Annotated in this window: 22 protein-coding genes; 8 read left to right on the forward strand and 14 right to left on the reverse strand. The window is 73.5% G+C overall.

Annotated elements, in window-relative coordinates; all coding sequences use genetic code 11:
* Nucleotides 1-119: 119 nt before the first annotated feature.
* The gene (locus IE108_RS25305; RefSeq protein WP_064731115.1) at nucleotides 120-1,676 is read left to right on the forward strand and encodes a cytochrome P450; all 1,557 of its coding nucleotides are present in this window, start codon (nucleotides 120-122) and stop codon (nucleotides 1,674-1,676) included.
* Here the strand turns inward: IE108_RS25305 and IE108_RS25310 are convergent.
* The 10 genes from IE108_RS25310 to IE108_RS25355 all read right to left on the reverse strand — a co-directional run bounded on the left by IE108_RS25310 (nucleotide 1,638) and on the right by IE108_RS25355 (nucleotide 11,836).
* Nucleotides 1,638-2,468, reverse strand: coding sequence for a pentapeptide repeat-containing protein (locus IE108_RS25310; protein WP_064731114.1), 831 nt, complete (start codon nucleotides 2,466-2,468; stop codon nucleotides 1,638-1,640). The genes IE108_RS25305 and IE108_RS25310 overlap by 39 nt on opposite strands.
* A gap of 64 nt (nucleotides 2,469-2,532) precedes the next feature.
* The gene (gene sigJ, locus IE108_RS25315; RefSeq protein WP_064731113.1) at nucleotides 2,533-3,444 is read right to left on the reverse strand and encodes an RNA polymerase sigma factor SigJ; all 912 of its coding nucleotides are present in this window, start codon (nucleotides 3,442-3,444) and stop codon (nucleotides 2,533-2,535) included.
* Nucleotides 3,445-3,448: 4 nt separating this feature from the next.
* Nucleotides 3,449-4,192 carry a PIG-L deacetylase family protein gene (locus IE108_RS25320; RefSeq protein ID WP_064731112.1) on the reverse strand — a complete coding sequence of 248 codons (744 nt, stop codon included), beginning with the start codon at nucleotides 4,190-4,192 and terminating at the stop codon, nucleotides 3,449-3,451.
* A 68-nt stretch (nucleotides 4,193-4,260) separates the two neighbouring features.
* On the reverse strand, nucleotides 4,261-5,562 hold the full coding sequence (locus IE108_RS25325; protein WP_064731111.1) for an alpha/beta fold hydrolase: 1,302 nt from the start codon (nucleotides 5,560-5,562) through the stop codon (nucleotides 4,261-4,263).
* A 115-nt stretch (nucleotides 5,563-5,677) separates the two neighbouring features.
* The gene (locus IE108_RS25330; protein WP_064731110.1) at nucleotides 5,678-6,703 is read right to left on the reverse strand and encodes a LacI family DNA-binding transcriptional regulator; all 1,026 of its coding nucleotides are present in this window, start codon (nucleotides 6,701-6,703) and stop codon (nucleotides 5,678-5,680) included.
* A gap of 84 nt (nucleotides 6,704-6,787) precedes the next feature.
* The gene (locus IE108_RS25335; protein WP_064731109.1) at nucleotides 6,788-7,108 is read right to left on the reverse strand and encodes an L-rhamnose mutarotase; all 321 of its coding nucleotides are present in this window, start codon (nucleotides 7,106-7,108) and stop codon (nucleotides 6,788-6,790) included.
* Nucleotides 7,109-7,138: 30 nt separating this feature from the next.
* Nucleotides 7,139-8,221, reverse strand: a complete 1,083-nt coding sequence (gene rhaS / locus IE108_RS25340) for a rhamnose ABC transporter substrate-binding protein (RefSeq protein WP_064731108.1) — start codon at nucleotides 8,219-8,221, stop codon at nucleotides 7,139-7,141.
* 36 nt (nucleotides 8,222-8,257) lie between these two features.
* Nucleotides 8,258-9,289 (reverse strand): ABC transporter permease, encoded by a 1,032-nt coding sequence (locus IE108_RS25345; protein ID WP_064731107.1) that lies wholly within the window; start codon nucleotides 9,287-9,289, stop codon nucleotides 8,258-8,260.
* Entirely contained in the window at nucleotides 9,282-10,322 is a 1,041-nt protein-coding gene (locus IE108_RS25350; RefSeq protein ID WP_064731106.1) for an ABC transporter permease, read from the reverse strand. Before IE108_RS25350 ends, IE108_RS25345 begins: the two co-directional genes overlap by 8 nt.
* Nucleotides 10,319-11,836, reverse strand: a complete 1,518-nt coding sequence (locus IE108_RS25355; RefSeq protein ID WP_064731105.1) for a sugar ABC transporter ATP-binding protein — start codon at nucleotides 11,834-11,836, stop codon at nucleotides 10,319-10,321. Before IE108_RS25355 ends, IE108_RS25350 begins: the two co-directional genes overlap by 4 nt.
* 276 nt (nucleotides 11,837-12,112) lie before the next feature.
* Here IE108_RS25355 and rhaI point away from each other — a divergent pair, with 276 nt between their 5' ends.
* From rhaI to IE108_RS25385, 6 genes are all read left to right on the forward strand, one after another.
* Entirely contained in the window at nucleotides 12,113-13,273 is a 1,161-nt protein-coding gene (rhaI, locus tag IE108_RS25360; RefSeq protein WP_064731104.1) for an L-rhamnose isomerase, read from the forward strand.
* A 114-nt stretch (nucleotides 13,274-13,387) separates the two neighbouring features.
* On the forward strand, nucleotides 13,388-15,427 hold the full coding sequence (locus tag IE108_RS25365) for a bifunctional rhamnulose-1-phosphate aldolase/short-chain dehydrogenase (RefSeq protein WP_064731103.1): 2,040 nt from the start codon (nucleotides 13,388-13,390) through the stop codon (nucleotides 15,425-15,427).
* Nucleotides 15,424-16,896, forward strand: coding sequence for a rhamnulokinase (locus IE108_RS25370; RefSeq protein WP_064731102.1), 1,473 nt, complete (start codon nucleotides 15,424-15,426; stop codon nucleotides 16,894-16,896). Before IE108_RS25365 ends, IE108_RS25370 begins: the two co-directional genes overlap by 4 nt.
* Nucleotides 16,897-16,975: 79 nt before the next feature.
* Nucleotides 16,976-17,731 carry a (Fe-S)-binding protein gene (locus tag IE108_RS25375; protein ID WP_064732076.1) on the forward strand — a complete coding sequence of 252 codons (756 nt, stop codon included), beginning with the start codon at nucleotides 16,976-16,978 and terminating at the stop codon, nucleotides 17,729-17,731.
* Nucleotides 17,728-19,206 (forward strand): LutB/LldF family L-lactate oxidation iron-sulfur protein, encoded by a 1,479-nt coding sequence (locus tag IE108_RS25380; protein WP_064731101.1) that lies wholly within the window; start codon nucleotides 17,728-17,730, stop codon nucleotides 19,204-19,206. Before IE108_RS25375 ends, IE108_RS25380 begins: the two co-directional genes overlap by 4 nt.
* The gene (locus tag IE108_RS25385; protein ID WP_064731100.1) at nucleotides 19,203-19,859 is read left to right on the forward strand and encodes a LutC/YkgG family protein; all 657 of its coding nucleotides are present in this window, start codon (nucleotides 19,203-19,205) and stop codon (nucleotides 19,857-19,859) included. The genes IE108_RS25380 and IE108_RS25385 overlap by 4 nt, the downstream gene beginning before the upstream one ends.
* On the opposite strand, the gene IE108_RS25390 is transcribed toward IE108_RS25385, so the two are convergent.
* Nucleotides 19,832-22,960 carry an alpha-L-rhamnosidase gene (locus tag IE108_RS25390; protein WP_064731099.1) on the reverse strand — a complete coding sequence of 1,043 codons (3,129 nt, stop codon included), beginning with the start codon at nucleotides 22,958-22,960 and terminating at the stop codon, nucleotides 19,832-19,834. The genes IE108_RS25385 and IE108_RS25390 overlap by 28 nt on opposite strands.
* Nucleotides 22,961-23,188: 228 nt before the next feature.
* Between IE108_RS25390 and IE108_RS25395 the strand changes: the two genes are divergently transcribed.
* The gene (locus tag IE108_RS25395) at nucleotides 23,189-24,343 is read left to right on the forward strand and encodes an ABC transporter ATP-binding protein (RefSeq protein WP_064731098.1); all 1,155 of its coding nucleotides are present in this window, start codon (nucleotides 23,189-23,191) and stop codon (nucleotides 24,341-24,343) included.
* A gap of 12 nt (nucleotides 24,344-24,355) precedes the next feature.
* Here IE108_RS25395 and IE108_RS25400 read toward each other — a convergent pair whose 3' ends face one another.
* From IE108_RS25400 to IE108_RS25410, 3 genes are all read right to left on the reverse strand, one after another.
* Nucleotides 24,356-25,279, reverse strand: coding sequence for an ABC transporter substrate-binding protein (locus tag IE108_RS25400; protein ID WP_064731097.1), 924 nt, complete (start codon nucleotides 25,277-25,279; stop codon nucleotides 24,356-24,358).
* 119 nt (nucleotides 25,280-25,398) lie between these two features.
* Complete coding sequence (locus IE108_RS25405) at nucleotides 25,399-26,070, reverse strand: ABC transporter permease (RefSeq protein WP_064732075.1); 672 nt, start codon at nucleotides 26,068-26,070, stop codon at nucleotides 25,399-25,401.
* Nucleotides 26,067-26,747 (reverse strand): ABC transporter permease, encoded by a 681-nt coding sequence (locus IE108_RS25410; protein WP_064731096.1) that lies wholly within the window; start codon nucleotides 26,745-26,747, stop codon nucleotides 26,067-26,069. The genes IE108_RS25405 and IE108_RS25410 overlap by 4 nt, the downstream gene beginning before the upstream one ends.
* Between the last annotated feature and the right edge of the window lie 166 nt (nucleotides 26,748-26,913).

Raw genomic sequence — 26,913 nt, forward strand, 5'->3', positions numbered from 1 at the left:
CCCGCACCTTACTTGACGCCGGTTCAACAACGGGACGAGACTGGGACCCGCTATTGAATCCATGTACAACACGCTTGCTCCGCAGGGACAACACGCCGCCGCGTCAAGGGAGACCGCGCATGGCCCGGACGACGAACGAGACGGCCCGGGACGGCCTGCCGAAAGGCTTCCGCAGCGCCGAGCTGGGCTGGCCCGAGCTGCACCGGATACCCCGCCCGCCGTACCGCGTGCCCCTGCTCGGGGACGTGATCGGGGCGAGCCGCCGCACCCCGATGCAGGACTCGCTGCGGTACGCGCGGCGGCTGGGGCCGATCTTCCGGCGGCGCGCCTTCGGCAAGGAGTTCGTCTTCGTGTGGGGCGCCGCGCTCGCCGCCGACCTGGCGGACGAGACGCGCTTCGCCAAGCACGTCGGACTCGGCGTCGCCAACCTGCGCCCCGTCGCCGGGGACGGCCTGTTCACGGCGTACAACCACGAGCCCAACTGGCAGCTGGCGCACGACGTGCTGGCGCCCGGCTTCAGCCGCGAGGCGATGGCCGGCTACCACGTGATGATGCTGGACGTGGCGGCCCGGCTCACCGACCACTGGGACCGTGCCGTGTCGGCGGGGCGGGCGGTGGACGTGCCCGGCGACATGACCAAGCTGACGCTGGAGACCATCGCGCGCACCGGCTTCGGGCACGACTTCGGGTCCTTCGAGCGCTCCCGCCCGCACCCCTTCGTCTCCGCGATGGTGGGCACGCTCACCTACGCGCAGCGCCTCAACACGGTGCCCGCGCCGCTCGCCCCCTGGCTGCTGCGCGACGCGAGCCGGCGCAACGCCGCCGACATCGCCCACCTCAACCGCACCGTCGACGCCCTGGTCCGCGAGCGCCGGGCCGCCGCGGGCGGCGAGGGCGACCTGCTCGACCGGATGCTGGAGACCACCCATCCCGTCACCGGCGAGCGGCTGTCGGCGGAGAACGTCCGCCGGCAGGTCATCACCTTCCTTGTCGCCGGGCACGAGACCACCTCGGGCGCGCTCTCCTTCGCCCTGCACTACCTCGCCCAGCACCCCGACGTCGCGGCCCGGGTCCGGGACGAGGTGGACCGCGTCTGGGGCGGTACCGAGGCGCCGGGCTACGAGCAGGTGGCCAGGCTGCGCTACACGCGCCGGGTGCTGGACGAGGCGCTGCGGCTGTGGCCCACCGCCCCCGGCTTCGCGCGGGAGGCCCGCGAGGACACGCTGCTGGGCGGCACCCACCCCATGCGGCGCGGGGCGTGGGCGCTGGTGCTCACCGGGATGCTGCACCGCGACCCGGACGTGTGGGGCCCGGACGCCGAGCGCTTCGACCCGGACCGCTTCGACGCCAAGGCCGTGCGGTCGCGGGCCCCGCACACCTTCAAGCCCTTCGGCACGGGTGCGCGGGCCTGCATCGGGCGGCAGTTCGCGCTGCACGAGGCGACGCTGGTCCTCGGGCTGCTGCTGCGCCGCTACGAGCTGCGGCCCGAGCCCGGCTACCGGCTGCGGGTGACCGAGCGGCTGACGCTGATGCCGGACGGGCTGCGGCTGCGGCTGGAGCGGCGCCCGGCGCCCGGCCCGGTGCCGCCGGCCGCCACCGCCCGCGAGGAGGACGCGCGGGCGTCCGGGGGCACGGGGTCAGGGGACCGCTGTCCAGTGCACCGGTCGGCCGACTGAGCCGGGCAGCCTGGTGCCCGCGCTGCCCCGGGCCGCGGTGAGCTGCGGCTGGGTCAGGAAGAACGCCCCGGTGAGGTCCGCGTCCGTCAGGTCCGCGTCGCGCAGGTCCGCGCCGATCAGGTCGGCGCCCCGCAGGTCCGCGCCGGTGAGGTCGGCGGCGATGAGGTAGGCGCCGCGCAGATCGGCCCCGGCGAGGTCGGCGCCCCGGAGGCGGGCGCCCATCAGGTCGGCGTGGCGGCGGTTCTTCTTCCGGCCGCGTGCGCCGGAGCGCACCAGTTCGCTGGTGCGCAGCAGGAGCGCGTTGACCCGCTGCCGGTGCGCGGCCACGTCGAGGGCCGCCAGCGCCTCGGGGGTCCCGTCGGTGAGCCGCTCGGTGTCGGCCAGGGCGCCGCGGAGGTCGGCATGGACCGGGCGGGCGGCCGGCAGGGTGAGGGCCTCGGTCAGATACCAGAGCAGCTCGCGCAGTTGGCGGACGACCGGGAAGACGTCGAAGACCTGGCGGGCGCGCTCCGGCGGGCAGGTGCGCCAGTCCTGCCCGCCGAAGGTGACCTGCGAGACCTGCTGCCCGGCGCCGAAGCAGTCGTAGACCGTGCAGCCGGTGAAGCCGCGCTCCCGCAGCTGCGTGTGGATGCCGCAGCGGTGGTCCGTGCGCAGGTTGGGGCAGGGCTTCCCGGCGTCCTTGTCGATGGCGAAGTCGGCGGAGCGGGCGAACGGCAGGGCCACGCAGCACAGGCCGAAGCACTGCCCGCAGTCGGCGCGCAGCGCGGCCCGGTCCACCGTGTGTTCTGGCATGCCGCCGAGGATACGGGCCGCCGGCCCGCGCCCGCGCCGACGGCCCGGCGCGGGCGGGCGGAGGTCAGTCCGCCAGGCCGGACAGATCGAGGCGGGCCAGCCGCTCGGGGTCGGACAGGATGTACAGGCCGGTGATGAGCCCGTCGGCGACGGTGACGTAGGTGACCGACCGCGGACGTCCCTCGGTGACGGCCACGGTGCCCACCGAGCCGTTGACCAGCACGAGGCGCGCGGCGCCCGCCAGGTGGCGGAAGTGGAAGGCCCCCGTGGCGACCGTGCGGGCGCCGCTGACGACCTTGGACGCCGCGGGCCCCCGGCCCAGCGCGCCGGCGTCGGCGCGCAGCACCACGTCCGGGTGGAGCACGGAGACGAGCGCCTCGAAGTCCCCGGCGCGGCTGGCGGCCAGGAAGGCCTCGACCGCCCGGCGCTGCCGGCCGAGGTCCGGGTCGGCGGCCGGGGTGGCGTCCCGGACCCGGCGCCGGGCGCGGCCGGCCAGCTGCCGGGTGGCGGCCGGGCTGCGTTCGACGATCCGCGCGATGGCGTCGAAGGGCACGGCGAACATGTCGTGCAGCACGAACGCCAGCCGCTCGGCCGGTCCCAGGGTCTCCAGGACCACCAGCAGGGCGATGCCGACCGAGTCGGCGCGCAGAGCCTCCTGCTCCGGGTCGGCCTGCGGCAGCGCGCGCACCACGGGGTCCGGCACGAAGGTGTCGAAGCCCTCGGTCATCGGCTCCTCGCGGCGCGCGGTGCGGGAGCGCAGCAGGTCCAGGCAGATCCGGCCGGTCACCGTGGTCAGCCAGGCGCCGAGGTTCTCGATGCCGTCCGGGCCGGCGCGGTCGAGGCGCAGCCACGCCTCCTGCACGGCGTCCTCCGCCTCGGCCGCCGAACCGAGCATGCGGTACGCCACCGCGTGCAGCTGCCCCCGGTGCTCCTCGAACCGCTCGGCGAGCCGCCGCCGCCCCCGCTCCCCCGGCATGCCGCTACCGCCCGAAGAGTTCGAAGGTCACGGCGGGCTTCCCGCCGAAGCGCTGTCCCGCCGACTCGGCGAAGCCGGTGAGGAAGCCGCGCACGTACGTCTCCGGGTCCTCGTCGGTCAGCACCTCGATGTACGTCCGGTGTTCGAGCAGTGAGCGCACGGCGCGCTCCAGGCCCGGCGTCGCGTCCACGGCGTGGGTCGGCGAGGCGGAGCCCGCGACCGCGACCCAGCGCACGCCGTCCCAGGGTTCGAGGCCGCGCTCGGTCAGCTCGGGGAAGATCCACCGGTTGCCCGCGTCGGAGGCCGCGTCCAGGGTGGCGCGGCCGACGGCGACGTGGTCCGGGGTGTTCCAGGCGACGCCGCCCCAGGTGTCGCGGTGGTTGAGGGTGATGACCAGCTCGGGCCGGTGGCGGCGGATCGCGGCGGCGATGTCGCGGCGCAGGGGAACGCCGTACTCGATGACGCCGTCGCGGTGGTCGAGGAACTCCACCTCGCTCACGCCGACGACGGCGGCGCTCGCCCGCTGCTCCCGTTCGCGCAGCGGGGCGCACTCGGCGGGCGCCAGGGTGTCGATGCCCGCCTCGCCCCGGGTGGCGAGCACGTAGGCGACCTCGCGGCCCTCGTCGGTCCAGCCGGCGATCGCCGCCGAGCAGCCGTACTCCAGGTCGTCCGGGTGGGCGACGACGGCGAGGGCGCGCCGCCAGTCGCCGGGCATGGGCTCCAGTTGCGTGATCGTCGGCTCCGTCATGCCCGCACACTAACCCGCGCCGCCGCCGTCCCACCCGGATGTCCGGCCGCCGTGCGGCGGCGCTGCGGTCAGGCCTCGTCGCGGGCGAGCGCGAGCAGCCGGTCCAGGACGCGGGGGCCGCCGGCCCGCACGCCGTCGTGCTCGAACTCGTCGGTCACCCAGGTGCGCAGTCCGCGGATCGCGCGGGCGGTGGCCAGGGCGTGGCCGGTGTCGACGTACATGTCGTCGTGGTAGACGGCCGCGGCGGCCGGCACCTCGTTGGCGGCGAGGCGGGCGGGGTCGTACAGCGGCGTCCAGTCGGTGCGGGCGGCGAGCAGTTCGGCGGTCTCGCGCAGGGGGCGCAGGGCCGGGTCGCAGTCGAACATCCAGGGGTGGACGGACTCGCCCGTGAACATCAGCGGTTCGTCGCCGGCGAGCGCCTTCGCGGCGTCGAAGCGCGGGAACTCGGCGCGGACCCGCTCGGCGGACCAGGCGGTGGGGCGGGTGCCGCGGCCGTAGATGGCCTCGTGGACGAGGGCGTACAGCGGGTGGCCGGCGTACGACAGCAGGCCCTGGACCTGCTCCTGGAAGTCGTCGGAGAGTTCGTGGCCGCCCGGGGTGCGCACGAACGCGTCCTCCAGGAGGAAGTGCAGGCGGTGGCTGCCCTCGCTGCCGCCGAGGAGGATGCCCAGCGACTGGAAGGCCTCGACGGTCAGCCGGTAGCCGGTGGGCAGGACCACGTCGTGGGTGAGCAGGTGGTCGGCGATGCGGCGGGCGCGCTCGACGTCCTGCGGGTAGCGGGCGTAGTGCGCGGCGACCTTGCGCTCGACGCGGGGGTAGGCGGCCCGGTAGACGTCGTCGGCGTGGGCGTCCAGGGACGGCAGGCCGCCGGTGATGAGGGCGGTGTGCACGCCTTCGGGGGCGAGGGAGAGGTAGGCGACGGTGCAGAAGCCGCCGAAGCTCTGGCCGAGGACGGTCCAGGGGGCGCCGCCGGTGACCTGGGGGCGGATGGCCTCGCAGTCGCGGACGATGGCGTCGGCGCGGAAGTGGGCGAGGTAGTCGGCCTGCTCGGCCGGGCCGCCGCGCAGCGGGAGGGTCTGGCGGTTGGCGGGCGTGGAGGCGCCGGTGCCGCGCTGGTCCAGGAGCAGCACGCGGAACTCCTTGAGGGCCCGGCCGAGCCAGGCGGGGCGGCCGATGAAACGGTTCGCCCCGAAGCCCGGGCCGCCCTGGAGGTAGACCAGCCACGGCAGGTCCTGGTGCGCCTTGTCGCTCGCGACGGCCTCGCGCGCGTACAGCTCGATCGTCTCCCCGGAGGGGTCGTGGTGGTCGAGGGGCACGGTGAAACGGCGGTCGGTGAGGACGACGCCTGGCTGGCGGTAGCTGACGCTCAACGGGGCTCCCGGGACGTACGGATCTGGCGGGCGTTTTTCTCGGCCGTGTCCCAGTTCAGCACACCGCCTTGCGGCCGCCGACCGGCGGGATCATGAAATCGTGCTGAACGGCCGGTCAGCGGGGGGCGAGGCTGGAGCGCCGCACCACCAGCTCCGGCTGGAGCACGACCCTGCGGTGCGGGTGGGTGCGGTCGGTGCCGGCCAGCTCCGTCTCCTCCAGGAGCAGTTCGGCGGCCATCGCGCCCATGGTGACGGCGGGCTGGCGCACGGAGGTGAGCGGGACGGCCGCCGCGGCGGCGAACTCGATGTCGTCGTAGCCGACGATCGCGAGGTCGTCGGGGACGCTGACCCCGGCCGCGTACAGGGCCTGGAGGACGCCCAGGGCGAGCAGGTCGTTGGCGCAGAAGACGGCGGTCGGCCGGTCGGCGAGGCCCAGCAGGCGGGCGCCCGCGTCGCGCCCGGCGGCGACGTCGAGGCGCTCGGTGGGCAGTTCGCGCAGCGCCCCGGGGCCCAGTCCGGCCTCGGCGAGCGCCGCCAGGGCGCCGGTGCGGCGGTCGCGCACCTGGTTGAGCCCCGGGGGTCCGCTGACGTAGGCGATGGAGCGGTGGCCGGCGTCCACCAGGTGGCGGACGGCCAGCGCGCCGCCGGCCACGTCGTCGACGGAGACGGAGCACTCGGTGGTGCCCTCGGCGACCCGGTCGACGAGCACGAACGGGATGTTGTGGCGCCTGAAGCCCTCGATGTTGCGGCCGGTCGCGTCTGCCGGGGTGAGCAGGACGCCCCGGACCCGCTGCTCGGCGAAGAGCGACAGGTACTCGGCCTCCTCACCGGGGTTCTGGGCGCTGTTGCAGACCATCACGCCGAGCCCGGCGTCGCGCGCGGCCCGCTCGGCGCCGCGCGCGACGTCGACGAAGAAGGGGTTGCCCATGTCGAGGACGAGCAGCCCCATGATCCGGCTGCGGCCGGCCCGCAGCTGGCGGGCGGACTCGCTGCGGACGTAGCCGAGTCGGTCGATCGCGGACAGCACCCGCGCGCGGGTCGCGGTGGCGACGGTGTCCGGGCGGTTGATGACGTTGGAGACCGTGCCCACGGAGACTCCGGCGGCACGGGCGACGTCCTTGATACCCACGGAATGGGCCATCGGGCAGGGACCTCCGAGGTCGGGCCGGGTACGGGGGCGGACGCGGGACCTTCACACTACCCGCGCCGCCCCGGGGGGAGCCGCTCAGGCGAGGTGGAACACCTCGGTGAGCGGTTTCATCGCCTCGTCGGGCCGGGCCCCGTCCGGGGACTCGAAGAACGGGCCCATCTCGGCCTGCCACCGGGCGTTGACCTCGGTGGCCGCCATGGCGGCCCGGGCGGCGTCGAAGTCCTCGGTCTCCAGGTAGCCGACGAGCAGGCCGTCGTCGCGCAGGAAGAGCGAGTAGTTGTGCCAGCCGGTGGCGGAGAGCGCCTCGCACATCTCCGGCCACACGGCGGCGTGGCGTTCGCGGTACTCCGCGATGCGGTCCCGGCGGACCTTGAGCAGGAAGCAGACGCGTCGCATGAAGTACCGCTCCCGTACGCGAGGTGGAGGCTAGAAGTTGTACTGGTCGACGTTCTCGGCGGTGAAGACGGTCGGCCTGCCGAGGTTGATCACGCCGTCCGCGCCGATGGTGTACTCGCCCATGGCGCCGGCCTCGAAGGTCTCGCCCTCCTTGCCGGTGATCTGCCCGGAGGAGAGGGCGACGGCGGTGCGCGCGGCGAGTTCGCCGAGCTTGGCCGGGTCCCACAGCTCGAACGCCTCGACGGTGCCGTTCTTGACGTACTTGCGCATGTCGTTGGGGGTGCCGAGGCCGGTCAGCATGACCTTGCCCTTGTACTTGGAGCCGGAGAGGTACTGGGCGGCGGCCTTGATGCCGACGGTGGTCGGGGAGATGATCCCCTTCAGGTTCGGGTGCTCCTGGAGCAGGCCCTGGGTCTGCTGGAAGGACTTCTGGGCGTCGTCGTCGCCGTAGGCGACCGTGACCAGCTTGATGTCCTTGTACTTCGGGTCCTTCAGCTCGTCCTTCATGATGTCGATCCAGGCGTTCTGGTTCGTCGCGGTCTGCGCGGCGGAGAGGATCGCGATCTCGCCCTTGTTGCCGATCTGTTCGGCGAGCAGCCGCACCTGGGTGCGGCCGAGGTCGTCGGCGGAGGCCTGGGAGATGAAGGCGTTGCGGCACTCGGGGTTGGTGTCCGAGTCGTAGGTGACGACCTTGATGCCGTTCTTCATGGCCTGCTTGAGCGCGGTGCACAGGGCGCCCGGGTCCTGGGCGGAGACGGCCATGGCGTCGACCTGCTGCTGGGTGAGCGTGTTGACGTAGGAGACCTGGCCGGCGGTGTCGGTGCCGCTGGACGTGCCGACCTCCTTGTAGCCGGAGCCGAGTTCCTTCAGCGCCTTCTCGCCGCCCTTGTCGGCGACGGTGAAGTAGGGGTTGTTGACCTGCTTGGGCAGGAAGCCCACGGTCAGGCCCTTCTTCGTCTCGGCGTTCGGGTCGGCCTTGCCCGCGGTGGCGGCCTTGCCGCCCTCTTCCTTGACGTCCTCCTTGGTGGTGCCGCCGCAGGCGGTGGCGGCCAGGGCGAGGGAGGTGACGGCGGCCAGGGCCGCGCAGGTGCGGCGGATGGACGGCTTGCGCATGGTGGGTTCCTTAAGGGGGTGGGCGGAGCCGGGCGTTCACGGGGTGGGCGCGGGCGACTTCGGCGGGGGCGCCGGTGCCGCCCGGCGTACGGCCCTCGCGGCGGAGACCTGCCGCGCGACCCGGGGCCCCAGCACGGACAGCACGAGCAGCACACCGGTGACGACGGTCTGGGACTGCGCGGAGACGTCCTGGAGGCTCATGACGTTCTGCAGCGCCCCGAGCAGGAACACCCCGGCGATCGCGCCGCCCAGCGTCCCCTTGCCGCCGTCGAAGTCGATGCCGCCCAGCAGCACGGCGGCGACGACGGACAGTTCGAGCCCGGTGGCGTTGTCGTACCGGGCGCTCGCGTAGTGCAGGGCCCAGAAGACGCCGGTCAGCGCGGACATCAGTCCGGTGAGGGTGAAGAGGATCAGCTTCTGGCGCCGGACCCGGATGCCCGCGAACCGCGCGGCCTCCTCGCTGGCACCGACGGCGAAGAGCGAGCGGCCGAACGGCATGGCGTGCAGGGCGACCACGGCGACGGCCAGCAGCACCAGGAACGGCAGGAGGGCGTACGGGACGAAGGTGTCGCCGATCCGGCCGGACGCGAAGTCCAGGTACCGCGAGGGGAAGTCGGTGACCGCGTCGGAGCCGAGCACGATCTGCGCGATGCCCCGGTACGCCGCCAGGGTGCCGATCGTCACGGCGAGGGAGGGCAGGCCGAGCCGGGTGACCAGCAGGCCGTTGACCAGGCCGCAGACGACGCCGAGCAGCAGGCAGACCGGGATGATCGTCTCGATGGTCATGCCCTGGTTCCACAGGGCGCCCATGACCGCGCCGGACAGGCCCGCGGTGGAGGCGACCGAGAGGTCGATCTCGCCGGAGACGACCAGCAGGGTCATCGGCAGGGCGATGAGCGCGATCGGCAGGGTGTTGCCGATCAGGAACGAGAGGTTGAGGGCGTTGCCGAAGCCGTCGACGAAGCCGAAGGAGAACAGCAGGACCACGATCAGCAGGGCACCCACGGCCCCGTCCCACCGCAGAGAGGTGGACCAGCGGATCGCTCGCGCGATGGAGCCGTCAGCCATGGCGGGCGTTCCTCTTCTTCAGGGCGTTCGCCACCCGCAGCGCGACGATCCGGTCGACGGCGATGGCGAGGATGAGCAGGAGGCCGTTGATGGCCAGCACCCACACGGAGCTGACCCCGAGCGCGGGGAGCACGCTGTTGACGGACGTGAGCAGCAGCGCCCCGAGGGCCGCGCCGTAGACGCTGCCGGAGCCGCCGGTGAAGACGACGCCGCCGACCACCACCGCGCTGACGACGGTGAGTTCGTAGCCGTTGCCGGTGCCGGAGTCGACGTTGCCGAACCGGGCCAGGTAGAGGGCGCCGGCGAGTCCGGCGAGGGCGCCGCAGAAGGTGTACGCGGCGAGGATCCGCTTGCGCACGGGGATGCCGGCCAGCCGGGCGGCCTCCGGGTTGGAGCCGAGGGCGTACAGCTCGCGGCCGCCGCCGAAGTGCTTGAGGTAGTAGGCGGTGGCGGCCAGGACGGCGAGCGCGATCAGCGCCAGCCAGGGCACCGCCCACAGGCCGCCGGAGCCGAAGTCGACGAAGCCGCCGGGGAGGTCGGCCGCGGTGATCTGGCGTGAGCCGACCCAGATGGAGTCGATGCCGCGGATGACGTAGAGCGTGCCGAGGGTGACGACGAGTGCCGGGACCTGGCCGAGGCTGACGAGCAGGCCGTTGAGGAAGCCGAAGCCGACGCCCGTCAGGACCGCGAGCACCACGGCGACGAAGGAGCCGCCGCCGCCCTGGAGGTAGGTGCCGGCCGCGAAGGCGCTGATGCCGAGCGTGGAGCCGACCGAGAGGTCGACGTTGCGGGTGATGACGACCAGGGACTGGCCGGTGGCGACCAGCACCAGGATGGTCGCGTTGAGCAGCAGGTCCTTGATGCCCTGCTCGGACAGGAACTCGCTGTTGCCGGCCTGGGTGATGCCGATCATCACCAGGAAGACCAGCAGGATGGCCAGTTCGCGCATCCTGAAGATGCGGTCCACCAGCCGGGTGGCGCTCGCCTCGGGGATGCCGGCCACGGGGGTCTGGTCGGGTGCGGTCACGGTCATGCGGCGGCCCTCCCCGTGGCCGCGGCCATCACGGTCTCCTCGGTGGCGTCGGTACGGGCGATCTCGGCGGTCAGCCGCCCCTCGTGCATCACGAGGACGCGGTCGGCCATGCCGAGGACCTCGGGCAGGTCTGAGGAGATCATCAGGACGGCCACTCCGCCGGCGGCCAGTTCGCCCAGCAGCCGGTGCACCTCGGCCTTGGTGCCGACGTCGATGCCGCGGGTCGGCTCGTCGACGATCAGCACCTTGGGGCCGGTGGCCAGCCACTTGGCGAGGACGACCTTCTGCTGGTTGCCGCCGGACAGGGTCGAGACGGCGTCGGCGATGCGCGCGTACTTGACCTGGAGCCTGACGGCCCAGTCGAGGGAGCGGCTGCGCTCGGCGCCGCGGTCCATGAAGCCGGCGCGCACGGTCGAGCGGAGACCGGTGAGGCCGATGTTGCGCTCGATGGACATGCCCATCACCAGGCCCTGGGCGCGGCGGTCCTCCGGCACGAGGGCGAGCCCCGCGGCCATGGCGGTGGACGGGGCGCCGTTGGCCAGCGGCCTGCCGTCGACCTCCACGGTCCCGGCGTCCCGGCGGTCCACGCCGAAGACGGCGCGGGCGACCTCGGTGCGGCCGGCGCCGACCAGTCCGGCGAGGGCGACGATCTCACCGCGGCGCACCTCGAAGGAGACGTCGGTGAAGACTCCTTCGCGGGTCAGCCGCCGCACACTGAGGGCGACTTCGCCGGCCCGGGCCTCCTGCTTCGGGTACAGCTCGTCGAGGTCGCGGCCGACCATGCGGCGCACCAGGTCGTCCTCGGTCATGCCGGCCAGCGGTTCACTGGAGATCCGGGCGCCGTCCCGCAGCGTGGTGACGCGGGTGCAGACGCGGAAGATCTCCTCCAGGCGGTGCGAGACGAACAGCACGGCGGCGCCCTCTTCGCGCAGGGTGCGCACGACGCCGAAGAGCCGGGCCACCTCGCTGCCGGTGAGGGCGGCGGTCGGCTCGTCCATGATCAGGACACGGGCGTCAAAGGACAGCGCCTTGGCGATCTCCACGATCTGCTGGTCGGCGATGGACAGGCCGCGGGCGGGGCGGTCGGGGTCGAGTGCGACGCCCAGGCGCCGCATCAGGTCCGCGGTGGCGTCGCGGGTCGCCCGGTGGTCGATCCGGCCGAGCGCGCGCCGGGGTTGGCGGCCCATGGAGATGTTCTCGGCGATCGACAGGTCGGGGAAGAGGGTGGGCTCCTGGTAGATCACGGCGAGGCCGGCGTCGCGGGCGTCGCCGGGGCCGTGGAAGACGACCGGCGCGCCGTCGAGCAGCACCTGGCCGGCGTCCGGCCGGTGCACTCCGGCGAGCGTCTTGATGAGGGTCGACTTCCCGGCGCCGTTCTCGCCGGCGAGGGCGTGCACCTCGCCGGGGAACAGCTCCAGGGAGACGTCCCTGAGCGCGCGGACGGCGCCGAAGGACTTGGAGACGTCCCTGAGCGCCAGAACCGGGGCCGTACCCGTGTCGGACGGGTGGGTCATTGGGGGCTCCTCGACGACGCCGGCGGGACGGCCCTCACGGCGTCGTGAAAGGTTTCAACTCGGTTGCCGGGGACGTTAGGCAGCGCGGGTGTGTCACGTCAATGGTTCCGGTTCGAAAAACTTGCGGGAGCCGAAGGTTACGACCACGTCACGGACAGCAGGGTCGGGTGCGGGTCTTGACACCCCTTCGGACGGCTCATAGCTTCACGTCCTGAATCGTTTCACAGTTGGTGGTGCGCGAAGCGGGCCACGACCCGATGTCACAGGAGCCCCGAAGTGACCGAGCTCGCCGCGGTGAAGGCCGCGCTAAGGACCCAGGCCGTCGAGACGCCGTCGTGGGCGTACGGGAACTCGGGCACCCGGTTCAAGGTGTTCGCGCAGGCCGGCGTCCCCCGCGACCCGTTCGAGAAGCTGGACGACGCGGGCAAGGTGCACGAGTTCACCGGTGTCGCGCCGACCGTCGCCCTACACATCCCGTGGGACCGGGTCGACGACTACGCCGCCCTGGCCGCGCACGCCGCGGACCGCGGCGTGCGGATCGGCGCCGTCAACTCCAACACCTTCCAGGACGACGACTACCGGCTGGGCAGCATCTGCCACCCCGACGCCGCGGTGCGCCGCAAGGCCGTCGACCACCTGCTGGAGTGCGTCGGCATCATGGACGCCACCGGCTCCCGGGACCTGAAGCTGTGGTTCGCCGATGGCACCAACTACCCGGGGCAGGACGACATCCGCTCCCGGCAGGACCGCCTCGCGGAGGGACTGGCCGAGGTGTACGAGCGGCTCGGTGAGGGGCAGCGGATGCTGCTGGAGTACAAGCTCTTCGAGCCGGCCTTCTACACGACCGACGTGCCGGACTGGGGCACGGCGTACGCCCACTGCCTGAAACTGGGCGAGAAGGCGAAGGTCGTGGTCGACACGGGCCACCACGCGCCCGGCACGAACATCGAGTTCATCGTCGCGTCGCTGCTGCGCGAGGGGAAGCTCGGCGGGTTCGACTTCAACTCGCGCTTCTACGCGGACGACGACCTCATGGTCGGCGCGGCCGATCCGTTCCAGCTGTTCCGGATCATGTACGAGGTGGTGCGCGGGGGCGGGTTCTCCTCGGACGTCGCGTTCATGCTCGACCAGTGCCACAACATCGAGGGGAAGATCCCGGCGATCATCCGGTCGGTGATGAACGTGCAGGAGGCCACGGCGAAGGCGCTGCTGGTCGACGCGGAGGCGCTGGCCGCCGCGCAGGCCGACGGGGACGTGCTGGAGGCCAACGCCGTGCTGATGGACGCGTACAACACGGACGTGCGTCCGCTGCTCCGTGAGGTGCGGGGGGAGATGGGTCTCGACCCCGAGCCCATGAAGGCGTATCGCGCCTGTGGGTGGGGCGAGAAGGTCGTCGCCGAGCGGGTGGGCGGGCAGCAGGCGGGGTGGGGGGCGTAGGCGCCTGCCGGGTTCTTGTCGTTCGCGGACTGCGGGTCGTTCGTGGTTGATCGCGCAGTTCCCCGCGCCCCTGACGGGGCGCGTCCTTCCACCCCTCGTTCGAAAGAGACTCACATGACTTCTCATCCTGAGGCTTCCGAGCTCCTCGCCCGTTCGCATCGACTCGGTGCCGATCCGCGCAACACCAACTACGCCGGCGGGAACACCTCCGCCAAGGGCACCGGGACCGACCCCGTCACCGGGGGTGACGTCGAGCTGATGTGGGTCAAGGGGTCCGGCGGGGACCTCGGGACGCTCACCGAGGGCGGGCTCGCGGTGCTGCGGCTGGACCGGATGCGGGCGCTGGCGGACGTCTACCCCGGGGTCGAGCGCGAGGACGAGATGGTCGCCGCCTTCGACTACTGCCTGCACGGCAAGGGCGGCGCGGCCCCGTCCATCGACACGGCGATGCACGGGCTCGTCGGCGCCGCGCACGTGGACCACCTCCACCCCGACTCCGGGATCGCGCTGGCCTGCGCGGCGGACGGCGAGAAGCTGACCGCCGAGTGCTTCGGCGAGACCGTGGTGTGGGTGCCGTGGCGGCGGCCGGGGTTCCAGCTGGGGCTGGACATCGCGGCGGTCAGGGAGGCCAACCCGCGGGCGGTCGGCTGCGTGCTCGGCGGGCACGGCATCACCGCGTGGGGCGACACCTCCGAGGCGTGCGAGCGCAACTCGCTGCACATCATCCGCACCGCCGAGCGGTTCCTCGCCGAACGCGGGAAGGCCGAGCCCTTCGGGCCGGTCGTCGAGGGGTACGCGGCCCTGCCCGAGGGCGAGCGGCGGGAGCGGGCGGCGGCGCTGGCGCCGTACGTGCGCGCCCTCGCCTCCCGGGACCGGCCGCAGGTGGGGCACTTCACCGACGCGGAGGTGGTGCTGGACTTCCTCGCGCGGGCCGGACACCCGCGGCTCGCCGCACTCGGCACCTCGTGCCCGGACCACTTCCTGCGCACCAAGGTCCGGCCGCTGGTCCTGGACCTCCCCCCGAGCGCCCCGCTGGCCGAGACGGTGGCGCGGCTGAAGGAGCTGCACGCCGCCTACCGCGAGGAGTACGCCGCCTACTACCAGCGGCACGCCGAACCCGGTTCGCCCGCGATGCGCGGCGCCGATCCGGCGATCGTGCTGGTGCCGGGCGTCGGCATGTTCAGCTTCGGCAAGGACAAGCAGACCGCCCGGGTGGCCGGTGAGTTCTACGTCAACGCGATCAACGTGATGCGCGGCGCGGAGGCGGTGTCGGCGTACGCGCCGATCGAGGAGTCGGAGAAGTTCCGCATCGAGTACTGGGCACTGGAGGAGGCCAAGCTCCGGCGAATGCCGGGGCCCAGGCCGCTGGCCACGCGGGTCGCGCTGGTCACCGGGGCGGGCAGCGGCATCGGCCGGGCGATCGCGCGGCGGCTGGCGGATGAGGGCGCCTGCGTGGTGGTGGCCGACCTGAACGGCGAGACCGCGGAGGCGGTCGCCGCCGAACTCGGCGGGGCGGACCGCGCCGTGGCGGTGACCGTGGACGTCACCTCCGAGGAGCAGATCGCCGCCGCGTTCCGGGCGGCCGTGCTCGCCTTCGGCGGGGTCGACCTGGTCGTCAACAACGCGGGGATCTCCGTCTCCAAGCCGCTGCTGGAGACCTCGGCGGAGGACTGGGACCTCCAGCACGACATCATGGCCCGCGGCTCCTTCCTCGTCTCGCGCGAGGCGGCCAGGGTGATGACCGCGCAGGAGATGGGCGGCGACCTCGTCTACATCGTTTCCAAGAACGCGGTGTTCGCCGGTCCGAACAACCTCGCCTACTCCGCCACCAAGGCCGACCAGGCCCACCAGGTGCGGCTGCTCGCCGCCGAGCTGGGCGAGCACGGCATCCGCGTCAACGGCGTCAACCCGGACGGCGTGGTGCGGGGTTCCGGCATCTTCGCGGGCGGCTGGGGCGCTCAGCGGGCCGCCGTGTACGGGGTGCCGGAGGAGAAGCTGGGCGAGTTCTACGCGCAGCGCACGCTGCTCAAGCGCGAGGTGCTGCCCGAGCACGTGGCGAACGCCGTGTTCGCGCTGACCGGCGGCGACCTGACCCACACCACCGGTCTGCACGTCCCGGTGGACGCCGGCGTGGCCGCCGCGTTCCTGCGATGAGCGGTGCCACGGCCGACGCGCCGGGCGGCGGCACGAAGGCGTACGCCGCGGTCGACCTCGGCGCGTCCAGCGGGCGCGTGATGGTCGGCCGCGTCGGCCCCGGCCGGCTGGAGCTGACCGAGGCGCACCGGTTCCCCAACCGTCCCGTCCGCACACCCGAGGGGCTGCACTGGGACGTCCTGGCGCTGTACGCGGGCGTGCTGGACGGGTTGCGGGCCGCGGGGCGGGTGGACTCGGTCGGCGTCGACAGCTGGGCCGTCGACCACGGTCTGCTGGACGCGGACGGGGCGCTGCTCGGCAACCCGGTGCACTACCGCGACGCCCGCACCGAGGGCGTCGCGGAGCGGGTGTGGGAGACGCTGCCCGCCGCGGAACTGTACGCGGCGACCGGGGTGCAGCACGCGCCCTTCAACACCCTGTACCAGCTCGTCGCCGCCCGCGGCACGGCCCGGTTCGCCGCGGCCCGGCGGGTGCTGCTGGTGCCGGACCTGCTGACGTACTGGCTGACCGGGGCGCAGGGCACGGAGCTGACCAACGCCTCCACCACCCAGCTGATCGACCCCCGCACCCGGGACTGGTCGCGGGAGGTGGCGGACCGCGCGGGGATCGACCTGGGCCTGTTCGCGCCGCTGCGGATGCCCGGAGACGCGGCGGGCCTACTGCGGCCCGAGGTGCTGGAGGCGACGGGGCTCGACGGGCCGGTGCCGGTGACGGCGGTCGGCTCGCACGACACCGCCTCCGCGGTGGCCGCCGTACCGGCCGGGAGCGAGCGGTTCGCCTACATCTGCACCGGCACCTGGTCGCTGGCCGGCCTGGAGCTGACCGGCCCGGTGCTGACCGAGGAGAGCCGCGCCGCCAACTTCACCAACGAGCTGGGGCTGGACGGCACGGTCCGCTACCTCCGCAACATCATGGGGCTGTGGCTGCTCCAGGAGTGCCTGCGGGCCTGGGGCGAGCCCGAGCTGGGCGGGCTGCTGCGGGCGGCGGCCGGAGTGTCGCCGCTGCGTTCGGTGGTGGACGCGGGCGACCCCGCGTTCCTGGCGCCGGGCCGGATGCCGGAGCGGATCGCCGAGGCGTGCCGTGCCTCCGGGCAGCCGGTGCCCGCGTCGCCCGCCGAGGTGACCCGCTGCATCCTCGACTCGCTGGCGCTGGCCCACCGCAGGGCCGTCGAGGACGCGCAGCGGCTCGCCGGGCACCCCGTCGACGTCGTGCACGTCGTCGGCGGGGGCGCCCGCAACGCGCTGCTGTGCCAACTGACGGCGGACGCCTGCGGGCTGCCGGTGGTGGCGGGGCCGGCGGAGGCCGCCGCGCTCGGCAACGTCCTGGTGCAGGCGCGGCGCCACAAACTGGTGGGCGGCCTGGCACAGACGCGGCGCCTGCTGGCGCGCACCCAGGGGCTCACGCGGTACGAGCCCCGGGGCGGGACGGCGCGCTGGCGGGCCGCCGAGGCCCGACTCGCCGACCGGTGAACCGGGTCTACTCCGACCCCGCCGGGCGGACTACCCTTCACTCATCATTCATCCGATGATCTACCACGAGGAGCCGCGCATGCGTGTCGCTCTCTTCCTGACCTGCGTCAACGACACGCTCTATCCGGACACCGGCCGTGCCGTGGTGAAGCTGCTGACCAGACTGGGTGTGGACGTGGACTTCCCGATGGGGCAGACCTGTTGCGGGCAGGCGCACTACAACACCGGGTACCGGCACGAGGCCGAGCCGCTGACCCGGCGCTTCGCCGGCGTCTTCGGCGGCTACGACGCGGTCGTGACGCCGTCGGGATCGTGCGGCGCGATGGTGCGGGAGCTGTATCCGCGCATGGGCGAGCGGGCGCGCGCGGAGGGCCGCGGGGACGCCCTCGCGGCGACGCTGGCGCCGGTGGTGCCGAAGACGTACGAACTGACGGAGTTCCTGGTGGACGTGCTCGGGGTGACGGACGTCGGGGCGTACTACCCGCACACGGTGACCTACCACCCGACCTGCCACGGGCTGCGGAGCCTCGGTCTGGGCGACCGGCCCCGGCGGCTCCTGGAGGCGGTGAAGGGCCTGGAGCTGCGGGAGTTGCCGGGCGCCGAGGAGTGCTGCGGCTTCGGCGGCACCTTCGCGGTGAAGAACTCCGACGTGTCGGCGGCGATGGGCGCGGACAAGGTGCGCAACGCCGAGTCGACGGGCGCCGACGTGCTGTGCGCGGCGGACAACTCCTGCCTGATGCACATCGGCGGGACGATGACACGGCTGCGGACCGGCATGCGGCCGGTGCACATCGCGGAGATCCTGGCGAGCACGGAGGAGGCGGTGGCCGCATGAGCGGGACGTTCGTCGGCATGCCCGCCTTCCCGGCGGCGGCGCGGGAGGCGGTGGGCGACGCGACGCTGCGCGGCAACCTGCGCCACGCCACCCACACCATCCGGGACAAGCGGGCCCGCGCGGTCGCCGAACTGGACGACTGGGCGGCGCTGCGCGAGGCCGGCCGGCGGATCAAGGACCACACGCTGCGCCACCTGGACCGGTACCTGGTCCAGCTGGAGGAGTCGGTCACGGCGGCCGGCGGCACCGTGCACTGGGCCGCCGACGCGGACGAGGCCAACGAGATCGTCGCGCGCCTCGTCGAGGAGACGGGCGAGCGCGAGGTCGTCAAGGTCAAGTCGATGGCGACACAGGAGATCGGCCTCAACGAGGCGCTGGAGGCCCGGGGCATCCACGCCTACGAGACCGACCTGGCCGAGCTGATCGTGCAGTTGGGCAAGGACCGGCCCTCGCACATCCTGGTGCCGGCCATCCACCGCAACCGGGGCGAGATCCGGGACATCTTCCGCTCCGAGATGGGTGCGTGGGGCCGCCCGGCGCCCGAGGGGCTCACGGACACGCCCGCGGAACTCGCGGAGGCCGCGCGGCTGCACCTGCGGGAGAAGTTCCTGCGGGCCAGGGTCGGCGTGTCCGGCGCCAACTTCATGGTCGCCGAGACCGGCACGCTGGTGGTCGTGGAGTCCGAGGGCAACGGGCGGATGTGCCTGACCCTGCCGGAGACGCTGATCTCGGTCGTCGGCATCGAGAAGATCGTGCCGTCCTGGCGGGACCTGGAGGTCTTCCTGCAGACGCTCCCCCGCTCCTCGACGGCGGAGCGCATGAACCCGTACACCTCGATGTGGACCGGCACCACCGACGAGGACGGCCCCCGCACGTTCCACCTGGTGCTGCTGGACAACGGCCGCACCGACACCCTCGCCGACGAGGTCGGCCGGCAGGCGCTGCGCTGCATCCGCTGCTCGGCCTGTCTCAACGTGTGCCCGGTGTACGAGCGGGCGGGCGGGCACGCCTACGGCTCGGTGTACCCGGGCCCCATCGGCGCCATCCTCAGTCCCCAGCTGCGCGGCACGGGCAGCGAGATCGACGCCTCGCTGCCGTACGCGTCCTCGCTGTGCGGCGCCTGCTACGAGGTGTGCCCGGTGGCCATCGACATCCCCGAGGTGCTGGTGCACCTGCGGGAGCGGGTGGTGCAGGGCGGGCCGGCGGTGCGCGAGGGCAACCGGGTCGTGCTGAAACCGGCGAAGGGGCACGCCGCCGAGCGGGCCGCGATGCGGGCGGCGGGGTGGGCGTTCGACCGTCCCGGCGCGCTGCGGGCCGGGCAGCGGCTGGCGTCGCGCAGCCGCCGTCTCCATCCGCGCACCCTGCCCGGTCCCGGCCGGGCGTGGAGCGGCAGCCGGGAGCTGCCCGCGGTGCCCGCCGAGCCGTTCCGGGACTGGTGGCAGCGTACGCACGGCGGAAAGGGCGAGGCCGAGTGAGCAGCAGGGAGAGGATCCTGGGCCGGGTGCGGCGCGCCCTCGGGGACGCGCCGGCCGACGAGGCGCCCGTCGCGCGCGACTACCTGCGCGAGCACGGACAACGGAGCACCGCTCGGACGGTGGAGCTGCTCGCCGGGAACCTGGCGGACTACCGGGCGGTCGTGCACCGGTGCGCGGACGGCGAGCTGCCCGCGCTGCTGGCCCGCCTGCTGTCGGCGCGCGGCGCGCGGAGCGTGGTGGTGCCGCCGGGGCTGCCCGCACAATGGCTCGCGGCGGCCGACGCGGCTCTGGTACCGGACCGCGCGGAGAGCACCCCGCACGAGCTGGACGAGGTCTCCAGCGTGGTCACCGGCTGCGCCGTCGCCGTCGCCGAGACCGGCACGATCGTGCTGGACGGCTCGCCCGACCAGGGGCGGCGGCGCATCACCCTCGTCCCGGACCACCACATCTGCGTGGTGCGGGTGCCGGACCAGGTGGTGTCCTCGGTGCCGCAGGCCCTCGAACGCCTCGACCCGGCCCGCCCGTTGACGTGGATCTCCGGTCCGTCGGCGACCAGCGACATCGAGCTGGACCGGGTCGAGGGGGTGCACGGCCCGCGCACCCTGGAGGTGGTGCTGGTGCAGGCTCAGCCGAGCGGGAACGTCACCTCGTAGCGCCCGGAGGGGAGCCGGTGGGAGACACCGCCGCGCTCGGCGCCCAGGTACTGGACCCCGTCGAGGCGGGCCAGCGGGGTCCGGCCCGCGCGGACGCCGTCCGGGTCGGCGCCCGGGAGGGTGAGCGTGGCGGTGGAGTTGGCGGGGACCGCGGCCCGGTAGTGGACCGTGCGTCCCCGGACGCTCCACTCGCTGCGGATCTCGCCGTACGGCGACAGGTGCGCGCCGGTGACGTGCTTGACGCGGCCGGTGGGGTCGAGGTGCGGGCGCAGCAGGAAGTGCCGGAAGCCCGGGTGGTCCGGGTCGCGGGCGATGCCGGCCATGGACTCGTACAGCCACTCCATGACGGCGCCGTAGGAGTAGTGGTTGAAGGAGTTCATCTCGACCGGCCCGAAGCCGTCCTCCTTCGAGTACGAGTTCCAGCGCTCCCAGATGGTGGTGGCGCCGTTGTCGACGGAGTACAGCCAGGAGGGCATGGCGTTCTGGTGGAGCAGCGCGTACGCCAGGTCGGCGCGCCCTTCGTCGGTGAGGACCGGGGCGAGGACGTTCACGCCGAGGAAGCCGACGGAGAGGGTGTTCTCGGCGTACTGGACGCGGGTGCTGCCGGGGTGGGCCTCCTTGTAGGCGGCGTCGTTGCCGATGTTCGCCGCGAGCAGGGAGACGAGGGCCCGGCGCTGGGCCTCGGTGTCGTAGAGGCCGAGTTTGAGGACCCACAGGAGGGCGGTCTGGCTGTCGTCCTCGGGGTCGGGGCCGTTGACCGGCTTGCCGCCGAGGCTGGAGCGGACCGTGACCGTGCCGTCCGACGTGTCCAGGTAGGTGGCCATGAAGGCGCGCCGGATGCCGGCGAAGAGGCGGTCGTAGGCGTCGGCCTCGCCGGTGCGGCCGGTGGCGCGGGCCATGTGGGCCATCAGGCGCACGCTGTGGCCGTAGTAGACGTCGCTCATGAGCTGGGTGCCGGTGCTCTGCGGGGCCAGCCAGTCGGCGAACAGGGCGCCCTGGCCGGTGTGGCCTTCGGCGCTGCGGCCGCGGATCCACTCGACGTAGCGGGTCATCGCCTCCCAGCTGCGGTCGACGACGGTGCGGTCGCCGCTCATCTGCCACACCGTCCAGGGGACGATCACCCCGCAGTCGGCCCAGCCGCTGACCGGTTGCGCGGCGTTGTAGCGGTTGCCCGGTGAGACGGCGGTGAACTGGGCGCCGTCCACACCGTAGATGCGCTGGGAGTCGATCAGGTTGTCCTGGAAGTGGCTCAGGAAGGTGACCGCGTCGGCGTTGTAGAGGCCGGTGGCGGCGAAGACCTGGGTGTCGCCGGTCCAGCCGAGGCGTTCGTCGCGCTGCGGGCAGTCGGTGGGGACCCAGAAGTAGTTGCCGCGCTGTCCCCACCGGACGTTGCTCACCAGCTGGTTGACCTTGTCGTCGTCGGTGGTGACCGTGCCGGTGTCGTGGACGGCGGAGGTGGCGACGCGGCCGGTCAGACCGGAGAGCGTGACGTCGGCCGTGGTGGTGACGGAGACGTACCGGAAGCCGTAGAAGGTGAGGGAGTCCTGGTGCGTCTCGCCCTTGGGGTCGCCCCTGAGGACGTAGGTGCTGGTGGCCCTGGCCGAGCGCAGGTTGGCCCGGTAGACGGAGCCCTCGGGGCCGTCGGCGCCCGCGCTGGAGTCGTTGAGCATCTCGCCGAAGGTGAGGACGACCTGGGCGCCGGACGGACCGCGCACGCCGTAGCGGGGGACGCCCACCATGTTCTGGCCGAGGTCGAGGACCGCGGTCTCACCGGGTCGCAGGCGCACCTCGGTGCGGGCGGCGCGGTCCGGGTCGGTGACGGTGCGCGCGGGGTCGGCGACGACGCGGCCCCTGCCGTTCGGGCTGCCCTCCTGGCCGGTGACGCCGGTGTGGACGGTGACGGACCGCGGGCGCAGGTCCCAGGCGGGGACGATGCGGGCCGACTCGCCCGGGTGGGCGACCAGGCGGACGTCCGGGAAGCGGGCGGCGAGGTCGTGTTCGGCGGCCTCGGCCCAGCCGGAGGTGTCGTAGCCGTTCGCCGCCCAGCCGGGCATTTCGCGGCGGGCGTCGTAGGTCTGGCCGTCGTAGATGTCGTCGGCCCGCCAGGGGCCGGTGTCGGTGGCGCGCCAGCCGCCGCCGGGGGCGGTGACGACGCTCTGGGTGGCTCCGTCGGCGTAGCGGATCAGCAGCCTGGCCTTGAGGGCGAGCGGGTTGCCGTCGGCCGAGTAGTAGGTGCTGCCCTCGGAGACGCGGCTGTTGTACCAGCCGTTGCCGAGGACCGCGCCGAGGGTGACCTGGGACCGCTCGGCCGTCACGAGGTCGGTGACGTCGTAGGTGAGGTAGTCGACCCGGGTGTCGTAGTTGGTCCAGCCCGGGGTGAGGAGTTCGGCGGTGCGGCCGTCGCCGTGCGGCACCTCGACGCGCCGTCCGTTGACGTAGGCGTCGTACACGCCGAGAGCCGAGACGTACAGCCGGGCCTCGGTGACCCGGGCGCGGCGCAGCGGCTCCTGGCGGCGCAGGAGCGGGGCGCCGGCGCTGTTCGGCTGCTTGCCGGCCATGCCGATCCAGCGGGCGCCGTCCCAGTTGGCGACGCCGTCGGTGCCGAGCAGGCCGGTCTCGAAGCGGGCGGCGGGGGCGGTGCGGGCGCGGCCGTGCTCGTCCCAGACCGTCACGGTCCAGTGGTAGCGGGTGGTGGCGCGCAGTCCTGGCCCCGCGTAGGACACGGCGACCGAGTCGGGCGAGGCGACGCGGCCGCTGTCCCACACGTCGGTGCGTCCGGGGGCGAGGCGGCGGGGGTCGGTCGCCACCAGGATCCGGTAGGCGCTCTGGCGGCGGCCGCGGGTGGTGGAGTGCGTGCGCCAGCCGAAGCGCGGGCGGGGCGCGTCGGTGCCGAGCGGGTTCGTGCGGTGTTCCGTGGTCAGTCCGGTCACCGAGGTGGCGCCCGGGTCGGCGGGGGTGCCGGCCGGTGCCGCCGCGGCGGGCCGCGCCGTGCCCGCCTGGTACGCCGTGATCGCCGGCAGTGCGCCGAGCGTGGTGGCCAGGACCGTTCTGCGTCGCACCGTGCCGCGTTCCTGGTGCTCTCCGTGCACGCCGTCCTCCATGCCGTCATCCCTTCGGCCGTCGGTGTTCTCGGGGAGTTGTATCGATTCAGAACGAACGACGGCGAACCTAGTGACACTTCTGCCATGTGTCCACGGGTGAAACCGAAATACTTCGGGAGCCGCACCTCAGGCCGCTTTTGAAACTTTTCAAAATCGGAGTGAATCGTTCATCCACCAACGGGGCGTCACCGGTGAGCGGCGGGCCGCGCCCGCGTCTAGCGTGAGGCCATGATCCGGTTCGAGGACGTCACCAAGCGCTATCCGGACGGTACGACCGCCGTGGACGGGCTGAGCTTCGAGGTGGCCGAGGGCGAGCTGGTCACGCTCGTCGGCCCGTCCGGCTGCGGCAAGACGACCACGATGATGATGGTCAACCGGCTGATCGAGCCGACCTCGGGCCGCATCGTCGTGGACGGCGAGGACGTGGCGTCCGTCGACCCGGTGCGCCTGCGGCGGCGGATCGGCTACGTCATCCAGCAGGTGGGGCTCTTCCCGCACCGGACGGTGCTCGACAACACGGCGACGGTGCCGGCGCTGATCGGCTGGAAGCGGTCCAGGGCCCGGGAGCGGGCCGCCGAACTGCTCGACCTGGTGGGTCTCGACCCGGCGCAGTTCGGGCCGCGCTACCCCGACCAGCTCTCGGGCGGCCAGCGGCAGCGCGTCGGCGTGGCGCGGGCGCTGGCCGCCGACCCGCCGGTGCTGCTGATGGACGAACCCTTCGGGGCGGTCGACCCGGTGGTGCGGGCGCAGTTGCAGGACGAGTTCCTGCGGATGCAGGCCGCGGTGCGCAAGACGGTGCTGCTGGTCACCCACGACATCGAGGAGGCGGTGCGGCTGGGCGACCGGATCGCCGTGTACGGGGAGGGGCGCATCGAGCAGTACGACACGCCGGGCGCGGTGCTGGGCAGCCCCGCCACCCCGTACGTCGCCTCCTTCGTGGGCGCGGACCGCGGCCTCAAGCGGCTGTCGGTGACCGAGATCGAGCCGGGCGACCTGGAGCAGCCGCCGGTGGCACGGCTGGACCAGCCCGCCGGGCGGGCGGCCGCGGAACTGCGGGCGCAGGGCGCGCGGTGGGCCGTCGTCCTGGACGACGAGGGCGAACTGCACGGCTGGGTCGGTGTCGACGACCTCGCGGCGGACGGGGCGGTGGGGGCGCACGCGCGCCGGATGAAGGCCTGGGTTCCGGTGGGCGCGCCGCTGAAGCAGGCGTTCGGGGTGATGCTCCAGCACGACGCGGGCTGGGTCGCGGTGCTGGACGGGGCGCGCTTCCTCGGCGTCCTGACGCCGGCCAAGCTGCACGAGGCGCTGCGCAGGTCGGTGGACGCGGACGCGCTGGGGGTGCCCCGGGACGAGGTGCCGTTCGACTCGGTGGCGGACGCCTGAGGGCGCCGCCGGTCAGCCCTTCAGCAGGCCCTTGTCGCGCAGGTAGGAGCGGGCGACGTCCTCCGGCAGCCGGCGCCAGCTGTCCACCTGCTGGTTCAGACCGGCGAGGTCGGCCGTGGTCAGCACCGCGTTGAGCTTGCCGAGCGCCTTGGCGACGCCCTCGCCGCCCGCGCGGGCCCGGTTGACGACCGGGACGATGTAGTCGGCGTTCTGGAGCTTCTTGTCGTCGGCGAGCAGCACGAGGCCGAAGGCGTCCAGGGTGGCGTCCGTGGTGGTGGTCAGCACGAGCTGGTCCGAGCCGCTCTGCACGGCCCGCTTGGCCTGGGTCGTGCCGACGCCCTTGGGATCGACGGCCGTGATGTCGATGCCGTACGTCTCGCGCAGCCCCGGGGCGCAGTACGGCCGCTCCACGCACTCGTCGCCGGCCGCGAGCCGCACCTTCAGGCCCGACTTCCCGAGGTCGGTGAGGGTCTTGAGGCCGTGCCGGCGGGCGTAGGACGCGGTGACCGCGAAGGCGTTCTGGTCGACGGCCCGGCCCGGGTCCAGGACGGCGAGTCCCCGGGGTGCGGCCAGCCTGCGCAGCTCCCGCATCGTGGTGGCCAGGTCCGGCGAACCGACCGGGGGCGCGTCGGGGCCGCGGCTCTTGGCGTTCAGCCAGTCGGCGAAGGTCGCGGCGTACTCGGGGGCGACGTCGATCTGCCCCGACTCCAGGGCGGGCTCGTACAGTTCGCGGTTGGCGACCGTGATCAGCGACGTCCGGTACCCGGCGTCGCTCAGCAGCAGGGCGTACATCTGGGCCAGCAGGTCGCTCTCGGTGAAGCCGGCGGAGCCGACGGTCAGCCGGTGGCTGTCGCCGGGCGGCGCGGTGACGTTCCCGCGGTCCTCCAGGGACGGGCCGGTGGCGCAGCCGGCGAGCAGCGGCGGCAGGACGAGCACGGCGCGCCACGGCCTCCCCCGCCACCACCCCCCGCGCCGCCGTCTCCCGGTCCACCCCGTCCCGGGCCGCCCCGTTCCGCCCCGGCTCCTCCCGCGGCGCGCGGTGCCGGCCGGCGGGCTCACGCCGCGCCCCTGGCCCAGCGCGGGGACAGCCGCTCGGCCAGTTCGAACAGGCCTTCGACGACCAGCGCCAGGGCGGCGACGAGGACCGCGCCCGCCACCACCTGGGGGGTGCTGGCGAGGTTGAACCCGGCGGTGATGATCCGGCCCAGCCCTCCCCCGCCCGCCAGCGCCGCGATGGTGGCGGTGGCGACGAGCTGGACGGCGGCGATCCGCACCCCGTTCATCACCAGGGGCAGCGCGAGGGGCAGTTCCACCCGGAAGAGCATCTGCCGCCCCGTCATCCCCATGCCGCGCGCCGCCTGCACCACGCCCCGGTCGACCTCGCGCATCCCGACGTAGGCGTTGGTGAGCAGCGGCGGTACGGCGAACAGCACGAGGGCGACGACGGTCGGGCCCTCGCCCCAGCGGCCCACCGGCGTGAGGAGCAGCAGGACCAGCACGGCGAAGGTGGGGACGGCCCGGCCGATGTTGGAGAGGTTGACGGCCAGGGCGCCGCCCCGGCCGAGGTGGCCGAGGACCAGTGCGACGGGCAGGGCGATGAGGCAGCTGACGACCAGGCAGACCGCGGTGAGGACGAGGTGCTGCACCAGGCGGTGCGTGATGCCGTTCTCGCCCGGCCAGTGCGCAGGGTCGGTGAGCCAGTCCCAGGCCGCCGTCAGGGTGGTCATCCGCGGGCCGCCCTGGTCCACGGGGTCATCAGCCGCTGGGCGCCGAGGAGCAGGAGGTCCGCGGCGACGGCGATCAGCACGCACAGCACGGACGCGGTCAGCACCTGCGCCTTGAAGTAGGTGTTCATCCCCGAGTAGATGAGGTTGCCGAGCCCGCCGAAGCCGACGATCGCCCCCACGGTGAGCAGGGAGACCGCGGAGACCGTGGCGATGCGCAGGCCGGCCATGGCGGCGGGTACGGCCAGCGGCAGTTCCACGGTGAGCAGCAGCCGGACCGGGCCGTACCCCATGCCCCGCGCCGCCTGCCGGATCTCCTCGGGCACCGCGCGCAGCCCGGCCAGGATGTTGCGGACCAGCAGGGTCAGCGAGTAGAGCACCAGACCGGCGACGACGAGGCTCGCCGACAGCCCGTAGACGGGCAGGAGCAGGGAGAACATGGCCAGCGACGGGATGGTGTAGAGGATCGTCGTCACCGCGAGGACGGGGCCGGCGGCCCACCGGCGGCGGCGCGCCAGCACCGCGAGCGGCAGGGCGACGGCGAGCGCGACGAGCACCGAGAGGGCGGTCAGCTCCAGGTGCTGGAGCACGGCGTCGAGGAGGATCTCGCGGCGGGTGCTCAGGTACTCCCCGCAGATCCACTCGTTGCGCGCGAGGCAGTCGTCCGGAGGTGCGGTCACCCTCCCATTGCACCGGTCCGGGCCGGGCGCGGGCGCGTTGTGGTGGCCCGTCCGGGGAGCGGGGCGCCGGGCCGGGGTGTCGCTGGGTACACCCCCCGATACGGGTTCTGCGCCCAGTGTGGCCCGGCCCGCCGCTCCGTAGCGTCTTCGACGAGGCACCGCACCG

This window comes from Streptomyces parvulus, from assembly GCF_014648855.1.
Classification (GTDB): domain Bacteria; phylum Actinomycetota; class Actinomycetes; order Streptomycetales; family Streptomycetaceae; genus Streptomyces; species Streptomyces parvulus.